13 protein-coding genes are annotated in these 14,469 nt (G+C 68.4%); 6 read left to right on the forward strand and 7 right to left on the reverse strand.

Annotated features, from left to right (window positions below; genetic code table 11):
* Nucleotides 1–220 precede the first annotated feature (220 nt).
* The 5 genes from Q5696_RS11200 to Q5696_RS11220 form a co-directional block, all read right to left on the reverse strand.
* Nucleotides 221–1,204 (reverse strand): AurF N-oxygenase family protein, encoded by a 984-nt coding sequence (locus tag Q5696_RS11200; RefSeq protein ID WP_305091447.1) that lies wholly within the window; start codon nt 1,202–1,204, stop codon nt 221–223.
* Nucleotides 1,204–2,064: a prephenate dehydrogenase dimerization domain-containing protein gene (locus Q5696_RS11205; RefSeq protein ID WP_305091448.1), complete on the reverse strand. Its 861-nt coding sequence runs from the start codon at nt 2,062–2,064 to the stop codon at nt 1,204–1,206. The genes Q5696_RS11200 and Q5696_RS11205 overlap by 1 nt, the downstream gene beginning before the upstream one ends.
* Complete coding sequence (gene pabB, locus Q5696_RS11210) at nt 2,061–4,178, reverse strand: aminodeoxychorismate synthase component I (protein ID WP_305091449.1); 2,118 nt, start codon at nt 4,176–4,178, stop codon at nt 2,061–2,063. The genes Q5696_RS11205 and pabB overlap by 4 nt, the downstream gene beginning before the upstream one ends.
* 7 nt (nt 4,179–4,185) lie before the next feature.
* A complete protein-coding gene (locus Q5696_RS11215; RefSeq protein ID WP_305091450.1) occupies nt 4,186–4,557 on the reverse strand; it encodes a chorismate mutase family protein in 372 nt (123 codons plus the stop codon).
* Nucleotides 4,558–4,870: 313 nt separating this feature from the next.
* Nucleotides 4,871–5,209 (reverse strand): RNA polymerase-binding protein RbpA, encoded by a 339-nt coding sequence (locus Q5696_RS11220; RefSeq protein WP_305091451.1) that lies wholly within the window; start codon nt 5,207–5,209, stop codon nt 4,871–4,873.
* 160 nt (nt 5,210–5,369) lie between these two features.
* Here Q5696_RS11220 and Q5696_RS11225 point away from each other — a divergent pair, with 160 nt between their 5' ends.
* From Q5696_RS11225 to Q5696_RS11235, 3 genes are all read left to right on the forward strand, one after another.
* Complete coding sequence (locus Q5696_RS11225) at nt 5,370–5,702, forward strand: hypothetical protein (protein ID WP_305091452.1); 333 nt, start codon at nt 5,370–5,372, stop codon at nt 5,700–5,702.
* A 116-nt stretch (nt 5,703–5,818) separates the two neighbouring features.
* Complete coding sequence (locus tag Q5696_RS11230; protein ID WP_305091453.1) at nt 5,819–7,273, forward strand: bifunctional aminoglycoside phosphotransferase/ATP-binding protein; 1,455 nt, start codon at nt 5,819–5,821, stop codon at nt 7,271–7,273.
* A complete protein-coding gene (locus tag Q5696_RS11235; RefSeq protein ID WP_305091454.1) occupies nt 7,270–8,139 on the forward strand; it encodes a universal stress protein in 870 nt (289 codons plus the stop codon). Before Q5696_RS11230 ends, Q5696_RS11235 begins: the two co-directional genes overlap by 4 nt.
* Before the next feature lie 843 nt (nt 8,140–8,982).
* On the opposite strand, the gene Q5696_RS11240 is transcribed toward Q5696_RS11235, so the two are convergent.
* Complete coding sequence (locus Q5696_RS11240) at nt 8,983–9,216, reverse strand: metallothionein (RefSeq protein ID WP_305091455.1); 234 nt, start codon at nt 9,214–9,216, stop codon at nt 8,983–8,985.
* A 353-nt stretch (nt 9,217–9,569) separates the two neighbouring features.
* Between Q5696_RS11240 and Q5696_RS11245 the strand changes: the two genes are divergently transcribed.
* From Q5696_RS11245 to Q5696_RS11255, 3 genes are all read left to right on the forward strand, one after another.
* Complete coding sequence (locus tag Q5696_RS11245) at nt 9,570–10,595, forward strand: tyrosine-type recombinase/integrase (protein WP_305091456.1); 1,026 nt, start codon at nt 9,570–9,572, stop codon at nt 10,593–10,595.
* Nucleotides 10,596–10,955: 360 nt separating this feature from the next.
* Nucleotides 10,956–12,314: an MFS transporter gene (locus Q5696_RS11250; RefSeq protein ID WP_305095240.1), complete on the forward strand. Its 1,359-nt coding sequence runs from the start codon at nt 10,956–10,958 to the stop codon at nt 12,312–12,314.
* Nucleotides 12,315–12,464: 150 nt separating this feature from the next.
* A complete protein-coding gene (locus Q5696_RS11255; RefSeq protein ID WP_305091457.1) occupies nt 12,465–13,844 on the forward strand; it encodes an NAD(P)/FAD-dependent oxidoreductase in 1,380 nt (459 codons plus the stop codon).
* Nucleotides 13,845–13,865: 21 nt separating this feature from the next.
* On the opposite strand, the gene Q5696_RS11260 is transcribed toward Q5696_RS11255, so the two are convergent.
* The gene (locus Q5696_RS11260) at nt 13,866–14,327 is read right to left on the reverse strand and encodes a PaaI family thioesterase (RefSeq protein ID WP_305091458.1); all 462 of its coding nucleotides are present in this window, start codon (nt 14,325–14,327) and stop codon (nt 13,866–13,868) included.
* Nucleotides 14,328–14,469 lie beyond the last annotated feature (142 nt).

A 14,469-nucleotide genomic window follows, 5' to 3' on the forward strand; every position in this document is an offset into this window, starting at 1 on the left:
GCGATACCGGGCGGTCCCCAGAATCCGGGATCCAGCATCTCGATCGTCTCCTCTCAGGGGCAGTAGCCGCCCGCCCAGCACGGTGCGTTGTACAGGATCCAGACGCGTACATCGTCGGGGACGAACCCGTAGGGCAGGAGCCACCAGATCGGCGGGAAGTCCATCCGAAATCACCTCCGACCAGAACCCGACCTATGTGAACGGCACTCGTGGCTACCGTTCACCACGCGTACGGCACCTCGTCGGTGACGCCGAGGTCGTCGCACAGGCGGCGGATGGCGCTGCAGTCCTGGACGAGTTTGCGGCGTCCGGTGTCGTGGGCGGCGTCGGCGACCATTGCCGCCCCGTCCCGGACGTTTTCCGTCTCGAAGATCGTCGACCAGGTGGACCAGTCGTTCGCCTCGAACGCTTCGAGTCCGGAGGCCAGCCCGTCCAACAGGATTCGTCGATCATCGGGGCGGAGGCGTTCGTAGACGATGGTGAGGAGTTCCGCGGCGATCGACGAATGGCAGTATTCGTCGCGGCGGTGCAGCACCACCGTGGCCCGGTTCACCGGCTGCAGGTCCTCGTCGTCGGTCATCAATCCCAGATACGAGCTGATCGACGTTTCCGCGACCGTCGTGAACGCCAGCGACGTCAACGCCGCCTCCCGCGGCGACTCGGCCGCCGCGACCGCCGTCAGGTGCCGGCGCACCGTCGGCCCGTACGGCAGCCGCGCCTCCGGTAGCTGCCAGCCCCGCCGCCGCCGCGTGAGCGCACTCGCATTCAGGTGCATCAGCGTGTGGTACTGCTCGTCGACCATCGCCTGCAGCGTCGCCACCGTCAACGCGTCCCCGAGACCGGTGCCGAACGCGTCCTGCGACAGCAGCCGGAATCCCGGATTGACCACGTACTGTTCGACGTCCATCACGTTCTTGTTGTAGGCGATCCACGCCCACGCCAGCAGCCGCGCCCGCACCTCCCCGTCGATCCGGGTGAATCGGTCGTCGGCGGCGAACGGGATCAACGCCACCGGATAGTCGTCCCGCCCCGGATCGAACAGGGCATCGAGATCCGGTTCCTGGTGTTTGACGGTCGCCCGTTTCGGCCAGCTGCGGCCCATCGCCCGGATCACCGCGCTCTCCGCCGGATCACCCGGATCGAACGGCGGCAGCGACGGCAACCGCAGCAGCGTCTCCTGCTCGGCTGCCCCGTCCCCGGTCATCACATTCCTCCGTCCCGCAACTGCTCGAACATCCCCGCGCACAGCTCCCGGTAGCCGGCGGCCCGGTCACCGAGCGGGGCGAGCGCGTCCGCCATCACCGCCGCGAACGCCGCCTCGTCACCGACCGCCCCCGACAGCCGGTCCAGCGCCCCCGCCAGGGCCTTGCGGGCGTCGGCGGCGGCCGGATTCCTGGCCTGGATGTCGTGATACACCTCCGGGGTGCCCGAGCCGACCCGCGCCAGCAGCGCCGACAACAGCCGGTGCGGTGGGGGAGCAGTGGCCGCGACCGTGCCCGGATCCGCGTCGAGCTCGGCGAGCGCCAACCCGAACGCCAGCACCACCGCATGGGTGAGCGCCTGCGTCACCGCCGTCACCCGATCGTGCTCACCGGCCCCGACCCGCACCACCTGCGCCCCCCACCCGCCGACCCGGGTCAGGAACGCCTCCACCGACGGCCCACCCCGGTGCACGACGGCCGCCACCGGCCGCCCCGACATGCCCAGCGCCGGCGCGAACATCGGGTTGATCCCCACCGCCGGACGCCGCGCCGCACACAGCAGGTCGTGGATCCGGGACTTCACCGACAGCGTCTCCACCAGCAGCACCCCCGGCGCCAGCACGCCGTCGAGCACCGGGACCGCGGCGATCGCCACCTGCTCCGGCACCGCCAACACCACCGTGGACGACGCCGACAGCACCGCCCGCACCTCCGCCGTCGGCGCCGCCACGTCCCCGGCCACGACGTTCTCGGCCGTCGCCCGGTCCACCACCGTCACCGGAGCCCCGTCGCCGCGCAACCGCTCCACGAGCAGCGACCCGACCGCGCCGGCACCACCGACCACGACGACCGGGCCGGTCACCGCGCGCCGTCCCCACCGCCCGGCGGTGTCCGCGACAGACACCGCCGCATCGCGGTCGCCTTGACCATCGTCTCCTCGAGCTCCTCACCGGGATCCGACAGCGCCACGATCGCCCCACCCACCCCGAACGTCACCCGATCCTCGGTCGCCACCATCGTGCGGATCACGATCGAGAAATCCGCCGTCCCCGTGATCGAGAAATAACCCACCGCACCCGAATACACGCCCCGCGGACCCTCCTCGAGCTTGTCGATGATCTCCATCGTCCGCAGTTTCGGGGCACCGGTCATCGACCCGCCCGGAAACGCCGCCCGCACACACTCGACCGCCGACACATCGTCACGCAACCGGCCCCGCACCGTCGACACCAACTGGTGCACCGGCGCATACGTCTCCACATCGAACAACTTCGGCACGTGCACCGACCCCGGCACACACACCCGCGACAGATCGTTGCGCACCAGATCCACGATCATCAGATTCTCGGCCCGATCCTTCTCACTGCCCAACAGATCCGACCGCAACGCCTCGTCCGCCGCCGCATCCGCATGCCGCGGCCGCGTCCCCTTGATCGGTTTCGACTCCACCACCCGATCCGCACCGATCTTCAGGAACCGCTCCGGCGACGCACTGAGCACCGACACCCCGGAAAACTTCAACAACGCGTTGTACGGCGTCGGACTGATCTCCCGCAACGTCTCGTACGTGCGCACCGGATCGATCGACCGATGCACCGTCGCCATGTTCGTCAAACACACCTCGTACGACTCGCCCGAACGGATCTCGTCGAGACACCGCCCGATCAACGACAGATACGTGTCCCCACTGTGCCGCAACCGCACCCGCGTATCGTCCTCGAGCTTCACCAGCGGCCGCGGCGGCACCACCGGCGCCGCCTCGTCCAACCCACGGATCCGGGACTCGGTGTCCGCGAACCACTCCGGAATCCGCGGATCGTCCGCTTCCTCGCTGAGCGCCACCAGATAACAGTCGCCACCCTCGTGATCGACCACCACCGCCCGATCGGCGAACACGAACGCCGCATCGTCCGTCGGCGACGTGTGCACCAACTGGCTCCCCGCATCCGCCTTCAACTCGTACCCCAGATACCCCACATACCCGAGCCCGAACGCGAACGGCAACCCCGGCACCGGCGGCACCGCCCGCACCCGCAACTGCTCGTCGATGTAGTCGAAGAACCGCTGCTGCACCCGCTGCACCGGACGCCCCGCCCGGTGCACACACACCGTCGTCTCCGCCACCCGATACGTCAGATACTCCGCGAACGGCCCCGAACAGTCACCCATCACCGAGAACCGCGACTCCGGCTCGTTCGCCGCACCCCCGTCCAACCAGAAACTGTCCGGGCCACCGGCGAACAACGCCCCGAACACCTGCCCCGGATCCACCGGATGATCGATCCGCCGACTGTGCACCACATACTTCGGCTCCGGCTCCGGCTCCGACACGACCGGCACCGGTTCCGATTCGGGGGGACGGGAGACCCGACGCCCCACCCCCGACCGGGTCGGCGTCAGATCCCGGAAATTCGCCACCAACTCCCGCCCGTACTCGGTACAGATCGACTCCGGATGAAACTGCACCCCCCACAACGGTTCCCGGCGATGCCGCACCGCCATCAACAGACCGTCCCCGGTCCACGCCTGCGGCTCCAACTCGCCCGGCAGATCCTCCACGATCAACGAGTGATACCGCACCGCCCGGAACGGCGACGGAATCCCCGCGAACAACCCGCTGCCGTCGTGCCGCACCTCCGACAACCGGCCGTGCATCGGCACCGGCGCCAACTCCACCCGCCCCCCGAACACGTGACACAACCCCTGATGCCCCAGACACACCCCCAGCACCGGGATCCGCCCGCTCTCGAACGCCCGCACACTGATCCCGAAGTCCCGCTTCCGATCCGGACGACCCGGACCGGGGGAGACCACGACGTTGTCGAACTCCTCGAGCCGCACCGACTCCCAGTCCGCATCGTTCGGCACCACCGTCGGCGGGCACCCGTTCACCTCCGACAACACACTGTGCAGGTTGTAGGTGAACGAATCGTAGTTGTCGATCAACAACGTTCGAGTCAGGCTCCGCGCAGACATGACGTCCTCACCCCACCACTCGCGGCGAGTCACCGCCCGACCCGATGACCACATCCTCGACCCGGCACGTCTCGGCGATCAACACGTCGTACAGCACACTCACGAACTCCGGCGACAACCCGTGCTCCCGCGCGAACCGCTCCGCCCGGGCATGCACCGCATCCACCCGATGCGGCTGCATCATCGGAATCCGATCCCGCCGCTTGACCTCCGCGATCCGCACACACACATCGACCCGGTCCCGCACCGCCTCGAGCAGTCGCGCATCGATCGCATCCAACTCGGCTCGAAGACCGGTGAGCGCCGGCTGCTGCACCGACACCGGATCCGTCACGTCCTCCGAGGTCTCGGCCCCCACAGGGCCCACGGTGTCGTCCATACGCCACCTCGCTCTACCTGGGGCCGATCCGAACCCTCCGCGAACGTTCGTCCGGTGAAACGTCGTGTCGGCCACGTCTGCCAGCTGCGTGCGTTCTCTCCATGATGTCACGGGTGCGAAGAGGGAGCGAACGAACGACGAAGATCACCGACCCCACCGAACAGTTCCATGACGGAGTGATCACAACCCAGGAAACGCGCCCGAAACACGTTGCGCGACAAGCACTCGTCAGGTATCCACCCACCCCGGAAACAGTTCGGCGCCGCCACGGAAAACCGTGACGGCGCCGAACCGGAAGAAACAGACCGCGAAACTACGCGCCCCGCCGCTTGGCCTTCAACAGATCCAAACGCTCCTTCAGCAACTCCTCGAGCTCCTCCACCGAACGACGTTCGAGCAACATGTCCCAATGCGTCCGCGGCGGCTTCACCTTCTTCGCCTCCGGCGCAGCCCCCTCCAGCAACGTGCCCTCGAGCCCGTTCTTGCACACCCACGTACCCGGAATCTCGGCATCGTCGGCGAACGGGACATCGAACTCCTCACCATTGTCGCACCGATACCGAGCCATCCGGCGGGGAGCCAGATCATGGTCGCGATCCGTCTCGTAACTCACCGCACCGAGCCGACTACCTCGAAGTACGCGATCCGCCATGGCGTGTCCTCTCCTCGTTCATTCACCGCGCCAGTTCGCCGGGGGCGGCTCACCGAGCGTTCACAACCCTCTCAACGTGCCGGACACCCGAATCGTTCCCGCACACGCGGCCGCACCATCCTACCGGCCCCGACACCCCCACCCGTTAAGGTGGTCGATCATGGCACCCGCGCCCCGCAAACCCGTCACCTGCGCCTGGTGCGGACGCGACGTAACCCCCACCGGTGTCGGCCGCCGCCGCCGCTACTGCCGCCAGGCCTGCCGCCAACGCGCCTACGAACAACGCAACGCCGTCAAAGGCACCACCATCCCCGCAGACGCCGTCATCCTCACCACCACCGAAGCCGACGCCCTCTCCGACCGCATGTTCGAACTCCGCTGCGCCGCCGAAGACATCGCCACCGCCGTCGCCGAAAACGCCGACCACACCGAGCTCGCCGAACTCGCCGACCGCCTCGTCACCCTGGCCCGGAACGCCGAACGCTTCCGCTGACCCCCACCCGTCACTACCGTGGACGGTGAACCGGGGGAGACCAGCCGGGAGGTGATCCCACGCCCACCCCACCCACCGACCAACCCCACGCCGCGCTCCACGAAACCCACTCCGGCGTGGTGTTCCTGCTCGGCGACCGCGTCTACAAGATCAAAAAACCCATCCACACCGACTTCCTCGACTTCCGCACCCGCCACGCCCGCCACGACGCCTGCACCCGCGAAACCGAACTCGGCCGCCGCCTCGCACCCGACGTCTACCTCGGCGTCACCCACCTCACCGACCCCGCCACCGGCCACGACGAACCCCTCGTCGTCATGACCCGCATGCCCGAACACACCCGCCTCTCCACCCTCGTCCACCCCGACAACGACAACGACGACACCGGCGACCTCGTCGACGCCATCGCCGACCGCATCGCCACCTTCCACACCACCGCCCACCGCGGCCCCCACATCGACACCCACGGCACCGCCGACGCCGTCCGCACCCGCTGGCTCGCCAACCTCCACGAAACCCGCAACCTCCACCAACCCCTCATCACCCCCGACCGACTCGACACCCTCGAACACCTCGCCACCCGCTACCTCGACGGACGCACCGCCCTCTTCGACCGACGCATCACCGACCACCGCATCCTCGACGGCCACGGCGACCTCCTCAGCGACGACATCTTCTGCCTCCCCGACGGCCCCCGCATCCTCGACTGCCTCGAATTCGACGACCACCTCCGCTACCTCGACGGACTCGACGACATCGCCTGCCTCGCCATGGACCTCGAACACCAGCACCGACCCGACCTCGCCACCCGCCTGCTCACCCGCTACACCACCGCCACCCACGACCCGGCCCCCACCTCCCTGCACCACCACTACATCGCCTACCGCGCCTTCATGCGCGCCAAAGTCGACTGCGTCCGCTACCTCCAAGGCCACCCCACCTCCGCCACCGACGCCCGACGCCACACCGACCTCGCCGAACACCACCTCCACCACGGCGCCGTCCGCCTCGCCCTCGTCGGCGGCCTGCCCGCCACCGGAAAATCCACCGTCGCCCGCGCCCTCGCCGACCACACCGGCGCCGCACTCCTCTCCAGCGACACCATCCGCCGCGAACTGTTCACCGACCGACGCCACACCGACCCCACCCCCGGATACCGCGCCGGCCGCTACAGCCCCGACGCCACCGACCGCGTCTACCGCACCCTCCTCGACCGCGCCCGCCACCACCTCCGACAGGGCACCTCCGTCGTCCTCGACGCCTCCTTCACCGACGCCCGCCACCGCCACCACGCCACCGACCTCGCCGCACACACCCACACCGACCTCATCGCCCTCCGCTGCACCGCACCACCCGACGTCACGACACAGCGCCTCCACCGACGCCTGCGGGTCCGCGCCGCCGGGGGAGACCACGACTCCGAAGCCACCGTCGACATCGCCCGCGCCATGACCGCCCACACCACCCCCTGGCCCGACGCCACCGACCTCGACACCACCGGACCCGACGCCACGAAAACCGCACTCGCACACTGGAACCGACACCACCCCGCCACCCAGGAGGAACCGTGACCGCACCACGCGCACCGATCGTCGTCGGCATCGACGGCTCCGACACCTCCCGAGCCGCCGTCACCTGGGCCGCCCACACCGCACACCTGCACGAACGCCCCCTGCGCATCGTCTCCGCACTCGGCGCCCCCACCCCGTACGGCGACGGCATCCGCCTGCCCCAGAGCTACTTCGTCGACCGCGACCGCGCCACCCACACCCACCTCGACGACGCCGCCCGCACCGCCAGGGAAGAAGCCCCCGACATCGACGTCACCACCGACGTCCTCGAAGGACCCGCCCGCCCCGCCCTGCTCGACGCCGCCACCACCGCCCACGCGATCGTCGTCGGCAGCAGGGGACTGGGACGCGTCACCGCCACCCTCGCCGGATCCGTCGCCGTCGCCCTCAGCGCACACGCACACTGTCCCGTCGTGGTCGTCCGCAACCACGACGTCCCGGCCGGCGGCGACATCGTCGTCGGCGTCGACGGCACCGACAACAGCCGGCCCGCACTGGCCGCCGCCTTCGACGAGGCCACCCGGCGCGGCCGCACCCTCACCGCCGTCCACACCTGGTCACCGTTCTCGATGTCGACCGCCTTCGACGACCAACTCGACCTGCCGTGGGACGAGGTGGAGGTGGCCGAGCAAGCCGTCCTCGCCGAAAGCCTCGCCGGCTGGGCGGACCGCTACCCGAACACTCCGGTCACCCGGGCCGTGGTGCGCGGCAACACCGCCGACATCCTCGCCGAGCACGCCGCCGAGGCCGAGTTGCTCGTCGTCGGCAGTCACGGCCGCGGCGGATTCGCCGGCATGCTGCTCGGGTCGACGAGTGCCACACTGCTGCATTCCGTGTCGTGTCCGTTGATGATCGTGCGGGCGTGAGGGTTCGACGTCCCCGCGTCGCCCATCAATACGTCACTGTGACGAATTGATGGGTTTCCGTCGGGTAGTCGGGAGAGGGCCGACGCAGCACCCGACATCCACATCGGCACGAAACGGACATCGGACATCGGAGCTCGAGCCGGTGATCGCCGGACGGCCCGCCGGCGGCGGCAGACGACGCGCCGGCGGGCACCGACAGTCGACGTGTGTCGCCGCCGGAGCCGCGGGACGTGCACCCGGCGGCGTGTCGGCGTGCAGCACGGAGTCGTCGTGCAGGTCGTCACACAAGCCACGGGCGAGCGGCGACGGCACACGAATCGTCCGGAGCGGCAGGCTGTTTCACCAGGTCGGTATTTCGCCGATAATCTACATTATGTCAAGTAATGGAGATCGGACCCACCCCTGCGGTGATCGGAGCACCCCGGGCGCTGTCGACGGCAACTCCACCCGCCGCGCGCGTCCCGACGTCCCGCGCGCGCAATCGGACGCGCAGGGCGCGAATCCGCGCGCCGCGACAGTCGCCCCGTCCGGCAGCCCCATCCGGCCGCACGGACGGTCCCGGATCCTGCCGGCGCCGGACTCCAACGAACCGAACCCGGACATGTCGTGTCGGACGCCGGCGCTCCGGAATGCGCACCGACGGTTCATCGCGTGTGCGGATCATCGCATTGCAGCCCGCGCCGCAGCAGTTCACACGGCGGGACGGCGTCCGGGACGGTACCGTGACGCACACGGCCGGGCGCACTGCCCCGCTCGATCCCGGTACCTACCCGCGCCACCGTCATGGATAATGGCGAATATCCATGTCCGCGAAGTGTTTTCGTCGACACTCCCCGACGTGCGTCACACCCGGTCGACGAGCCGTTCGTGTCCGGCCGTACGCGCGCAGTTGGCGCAGCAGAAGATGCGGCTCTCGTCCTCGACGCCGTGCCCGAGGATCCGGCATCCGCAGTGGGCGCACACCGGTGCCATCGCGTGTGCCGCGCACTCGAAACTGTCGAACACCCCGCGCCGGTCCCCCATGATCACCGTGAACGCCTTGTCGTAGTCGTTCCCGCAGGTTTCGCAGGTCGCCACCGTGAACCTCCTCGCCCGGGACGGCCCTGTCGGCCGATCCGTCACCCGTGCGAGTACCCGACCGAGCCCTTCGGAAACACTCCCTGGCAACAGCCTCGGTGGACACTTCCGGAAACGTAAAAGGCCAGGCACACGTCGGGGGGTGCGCCTGGCCGACATTCAAGGTACGAGATCGGACAGGTGGGAGCAAAGCCGCGGCAGGGTGAATTCGAGGGTGAACCGGGTGTGTGCGCTCCCCCACCGCCTCCGCACACCCGGTATTCGACGCGGGACGCGGCCGGGTCCGCGGGATATAAGCTCTCATCGGAATCGAACACATGTGCTGACATCGGGTTGTCGGCGGGAGGATGGGCGTGAGCGACGACCGACGGCTACTCGACGCGTGGTTCGAGGAGTTCCTGCTGCACCGGAGTACTGCGAAACCGTCGCCGCACACGATCAAGGCGTATCGGCAGGATTTCGCAGGTATCGGCCGGTTGCTCGCCGAGCAGACCGGGGTGCCCGTGTCGGAGCTGCCGGTGCAGGTGATCACGAAGGGGGCGATGCAGCAGGCGTTCGCGGCGTTCGCGGCGACACATGAGCCGGCGTCGATCCGGCGGTGCTGGTCGACGTGGAACGCGCTGTGCGATTTCCTGTTCACGCTCGATGCGATCGTCGCGAATCCGATGTCGGCGGTGCTGCGTCCGAAGGCGCCGAAGCGGATTCCCAAGGCGTTGCCGTCGGATGCGGTGGCGCGGCTGATCGCGACGTTGCAGGAGGAGGACACCGACGGGGTCGGGCCGTGGGGGGAACGTGACTTCGCGATCATTCTGACGGCGTTGCTGACGGGGATGCGGTCGTCGGAGCTGATTTCGGTGAACGTCGGTGACGTTCGTGGCGGGGATGCGGGTGCGGGGCGCGTCGTCCTGGTGCGGGGCAAGGGCAGCAAGGAGCGGGTGGCGGCGGCGGAGCCGGCGTTGGTGGCGGCGTTGACGGGGTATCTGGAGTCGCGGATCGATCGGTTTCCGGGTTCGACGAAGCGGCGGGTGCCGGCGGAGGCGACGGCGTGGCAGTTCTTTCGGGCGTCGGATCCGTTGTTCGTCGGGGCCGACGGGGAGCGCATCACGCGGGGGACGTTGCAGTATCGGGTGTTGCGGGCGTATCGGCGGGCGGGGATCAACGGTGAGCGGGCGCGGGGTGCGTTGACGCATCAGTTCCGGCACACGTTCGCGACGAACATGGCGGACGAGAACGTCAGTATTTTCACGTTGATGCGGATGCTGGGGCACGAGTCGATGAATACGACGCAGGTGTACACGGAGGGTGCGGGTACCGGCGTGCGGGAGGCGGCGGCGCGGAATCCGTTGTATCGGCTGCTGGAGGGCCCGGATTCCCGCTGAGTGGGAGTCGATCCGTCCGGATCGGTGTGTGACGCGCGTGACACGACCTGCAGAAACGTGTCATAACGGCAGGTGTCCGGAGGGCGCGTGTCTTCGGGGTCCCACTGAGTGCAACCGTGGCCGGGGCGGGGGTAGTGAGTTGCCACACTGTGATCCACCGAACAGGGGTGGCGTGCGTGTGCGCGCTGTCCCGCTGTGGGTGCGACGACCTCGCTACCTGCAGGCCCCACCCGTTACACCGGCCCGTCGACAGGGCCGTCAAGAGTCTGGATATCTACTTCAGTGACAGCTACAGCAGAAACCCGCGTCTCGGGCACCGCCCCGGCGCGCGGTCGATTCAACCGGAAGCGCCCGGCATGGGTGATCATCGGCGTTCTGATGCTGGTCGAGATCATCAGCGCGTTCGAGACGTCGATGGTGTACGCCGCGATTCCGACGTTCATCCAAGAGTTCGACAGTGACGCGGCCACGGTGGGGTGGGCCGTGACCGCGTTCCTGTTGGTGGCGGCGGCGTCCGCGGCGGTGTGTGGCCGGCTCGGCGACATGTACGGCCGGGAACGGGTGCTGGTGGTGTTGCTGGGTGCGGCGGCGCTCGGTTCGTTCATCAGTGCGATCGGTGACGGGATCGGCAGCATCATCGTGGGTCGGGCGATCCAGGGTGTGGCGGGTGCGATCCTGCCGCTGTGTATCGGTTTGGCGCGGGAGCATCTGCCGGCGGCGAAGGTGCCGGTGGCGGTGGCGGTGATCTCGGGTTCCGCGGTGGCGGCCGGGTCGGCGTCGTTGTTGGTGGCGGGTGTGATGCTCGATCACGCGAGCTGGCACATGATCTTCATCGTGGCCGCGGTGTATGCGCTGCTGGCGCTGCTGCTGGTGCTGTTCGTGTTGCCGTGGCGGCCGCCGGCGGGGACGACGCAGCGGATCGACTATGTGGGGACGGTGGCGTTCGCTCCGGCGATCGCGGCGGTGTTGTTGGGTATCAACAAGTCCGGTACGTGGGGGTGGACGGATGCGCGGACGTTGGGGCTGATCGTCGGTGGTCTGGTGGTGCTCGCGCTGTGGGTGCTGTGGGAGCTGCGGGTCACCGATCCGATTGTGAACGTGCGGATGTTCACCGATCGCAAGGTGGCGTTGACGATGTTGGCGACGGTGTCGATCGCGGTGGGTCCGCTGGGGGTCACCACGATGATCATTCCGTTGATCCTGCAGACGCCGACGACGGCGCCGTTCGGTCTGGGTATCTCCCCCACCAATGCGGGGTGGCTGTCGTTCATCGGTTCGATGTTCGGGTTCGTGTGTACGCCGCTCAGTGGTCGGATTTCGCGGGCGGTCGGGTCGCGGGCGTCGATGCTGCTGGGGACGGCGTTGTTCACGATCTCGAGTGCGATGTTGATCGTGTTCCACGATTCGGTGGTCGGCATGATGGCGATGATCATCACGGTGTCGGTGGGTACGGCGTTCGCGTTCACGGCGTTGCCGAATCTGATCGTGGAGGCGGTTCCGGAGAGCCATACGAGTGAGGCGACGGGCACGAATTCGGTGGTGCGGACCGGCGGTCAGGGTATCGGTACGTCGATCGCGACGATGCTGTTGGCGTCGTCGGCGGTCGGTGGCGTGTCGTCGGTGACGGGTCTGAACACGGTGGCGACGATGATGGTGGTGATGGGTCTGGTGACGTTCGGGTTCACGTTGTTGATCCGGCCGGGCCGGGTGTCCGTGTAGGTCTGCTCGCGCGGGAGTGTGCCGAGGGGCGGTGGGAGTTTCTCCTGCCGCCCCTTGTCGTGTGTGGGGTTCGGTTGGCGCGACGGCGGGGGTGGTGGGCGGTTACCGTGGCAGGGTCGGCTCGTTTCGTCGAGTGTCGAGGAGCACGCCATGAGTTCTTCTTCGGGGCAGCGTCATCGTGTGGTGGTGATCGGTTCGGGGTTCGGTGGGTTGTTCGCGACGCAGGCGTTGAAGCGGGCGCCGGTGGATGTCACGGTGGTGGCGCGGACGACGCATCATCTGTTCCAGCCGTTGTTGTATCAGGTGGCGACGGGGATTCTGTCGGTCGGCGATATTGCGCCGGCGACGCGGTTGGTGTTGCGGAAGCAGAAGAATGCCGAGGTGTTGCTCGGTGATGTGGAGTCGATCGATCTGGCGGCGCGGACGGTGACGTCGCGGTTGTTGGATCGGGTGACGGTGACCGAGTTCGATTCGTTGATCGTGGCGGCGGGGGCCGGGCAGTCGTATTTCGGGAACGATCAGTTCGCGGAGTTCGCGCCGGGGATGAAGACGATCGACGATGCGCTGGAGTTGCGGGGGCGGATTCTGGGGTCGTTCGAGCAGGCGGAGTTGTCGGACGATCCGGCGGAGCGGGAGCGGTTGCTGACGTTCGTGGTGGTCGGGGCGGGGCCGACGGGGGTGGAGATGGCCGGGCAGATCGCGGAGATGGCGCATCGGACGTTGAAGGGGGCGTTCCGGCGGATCGATCCGTCGGATGCGCGGGTGATCCTGGTGGACGGGGCGCCGACGGTGTTGCCGGTGTACGGGGGCAAGTTGAGCCGGAAGGCGGCGGAGCGGCTCGAGAAGATCGGGGTGGAGATCCAGCCGAACGCGATGGTGACGGGGGTGGATGTCGACGGGTTGACGGTCAAGTATCGGGACGGGTCGGAGAAGCGGATCGAGGCGCAGTGCAAGGTGTGGTCTGCGGGGGTGCAGGCGAGTCCGTTGGGCCGGCAGTTGGGTGAGCAGTCGGGGGCGGAGGTGGATCGGGCGGGCCGGGTGCACGTGCAGCCGGATCTGACGTTGCCGGGGTATCCGAACGTGTTCGTGGTCGGCGACATGATGGCGTTGGACAAGTTGCCGGGGCTGGCGCAGGTGGCGATGCAGGGCGGCAAGTATGCGGCCAAGCAGATCCGGGAGGACGTGAAGGCGGCGCAGTCGGGTGCGGTGCCCGGGGAGCGGGCGCCGTTCCACTATTTCGACAAGGGGTCGATGGCGACGGTCTCGCGGCACAATGCGGTCGCGAAGATCGGGAAGCTGGAGATCACCGGGGTGCTGGGGTGGATCGTGTGGTTGGTGATCCATCTGATGTATCTGATCGGGTTCCGGAGTCGGTTGTCGACGATGATGTCGTGGACGGTGTCGTTCATGGGGCGGGGTCGGGCGCAGATGGCGTCGACGGAGCAGCAGGTGTTCGCGCGCAACGCGCTCGATGCTCTGCAGGAGCAGCATCGAGCGCGGCGCGGTGAGGGGTCGCGGGAGGCGGGCTGATCGCCTCTCCCCCTCTCTGGGTCAGTTCTTGCCGATGGCGTCGGTGTCGGTGATGTTCGCGAGGCGGACCTGGCCGCGGGCGACGAGGCGGTCTTGTTCGTCGGTGACGGTGACGGCCCAGAGTTGTTGGGTGCGGCCGCGGTGGACGGGGGTGGCGTCGGCGGTGAGGACGCCGTCGCGGGCGGCGCGGAGGAAGTCGGTGTTGTTGTTGACGCCGACGACGTGGCCGCGGTCGCCGAGCCAGAGGCTGGCGGCGATGCTGGCGACGGATTCGATGACGGCGCAGTGGACGCCGCCGTGCATGATGCCCCACGGCTGGTAGAGGTCGGGGGTGACGGTCCAGTGGGCGCGGACGTGGTCGGGGGTCAGTGCGGTGTATTCGAGGCCGAGGGCTTCGCCGAAGCCTTTGTTGAGGAAGGCGTTGACGGCGGTGGGGTCGGTGTCGTCGCCGGGGATGGGTATGCGTGGTGTTTCGGTGGTCATGGGTGCTCCCTGATGGTGTCGACGGGGTCGTATGTCCATCGTGGGTCACGGCCGGTTCGGGTGTGTGGGCGACCCGCCGTGGGGAAAGAATCGGCGGGTTCCGCGCGGTGTGCGCGGAACCCGCCGGGGCAGGGACCGAGTT

This window comes from Prescottella sp. R16, from assembly GCF_030656875.1.
Classification (GTDB): Bacteria; Actinomycetota; Actinomycetes; order Mycobacteriales; family Mycobacteriaceae; genus Prescottella.

Bases quoted from the DNA above. Each gene is read 5' to 3' on its own strand.
- Q5696_RS11220 (WP_305091451.1), bottom strand. From the start codon at position 5,209: ATGGCGGATCGCGTACTTCGAGGTAGTCGGCTCGGTGCGGTGAGTTAC.
- Q5696_RS11260 (WP_305091458.1), bottom strand. From the start codon at position 14,327: ATGACCACCGAAACACCACGCATACCCATCCCCGGCGACGACACCGAC.
- pabB (WP_305091449.1), bottom strand. From the start codon at position 4,178: ATGTCTGCGCGGAGCCTGACTCGAACGTTGTTGATCGACAACTACGAT.
- Q5696_RS11200 (WP_305091447.1), bottom strand. From the start codon at position 1,204: ATGACCGGGGACGGGGCAGCCGAGCAGGAGACGCTGCTGCGGTTGCCG.
- Q5696_RS11225 (WP_305091452.1), top strand. From the start codon at position 5,370: ATGGCACCCGCGCCCCGCAAACCCGTCACCTGCGCCTGGTGCGGACGC.
- Q5696_RS11255 (WP_305091457.1), top strand. From the start codon at position 12,465: ATGAGTTCTTCTTCGGGGCAGCGTCATCGTGTGGTGGTGATCGGTTCG.
- Q5696_RS11215 (WP_305091450.1), bottom strand. From the start codon at position 4,557: ATGGACGACACCGTGGGCCCTGTGGGGGCCGAGACCTCGGAGGACGTG.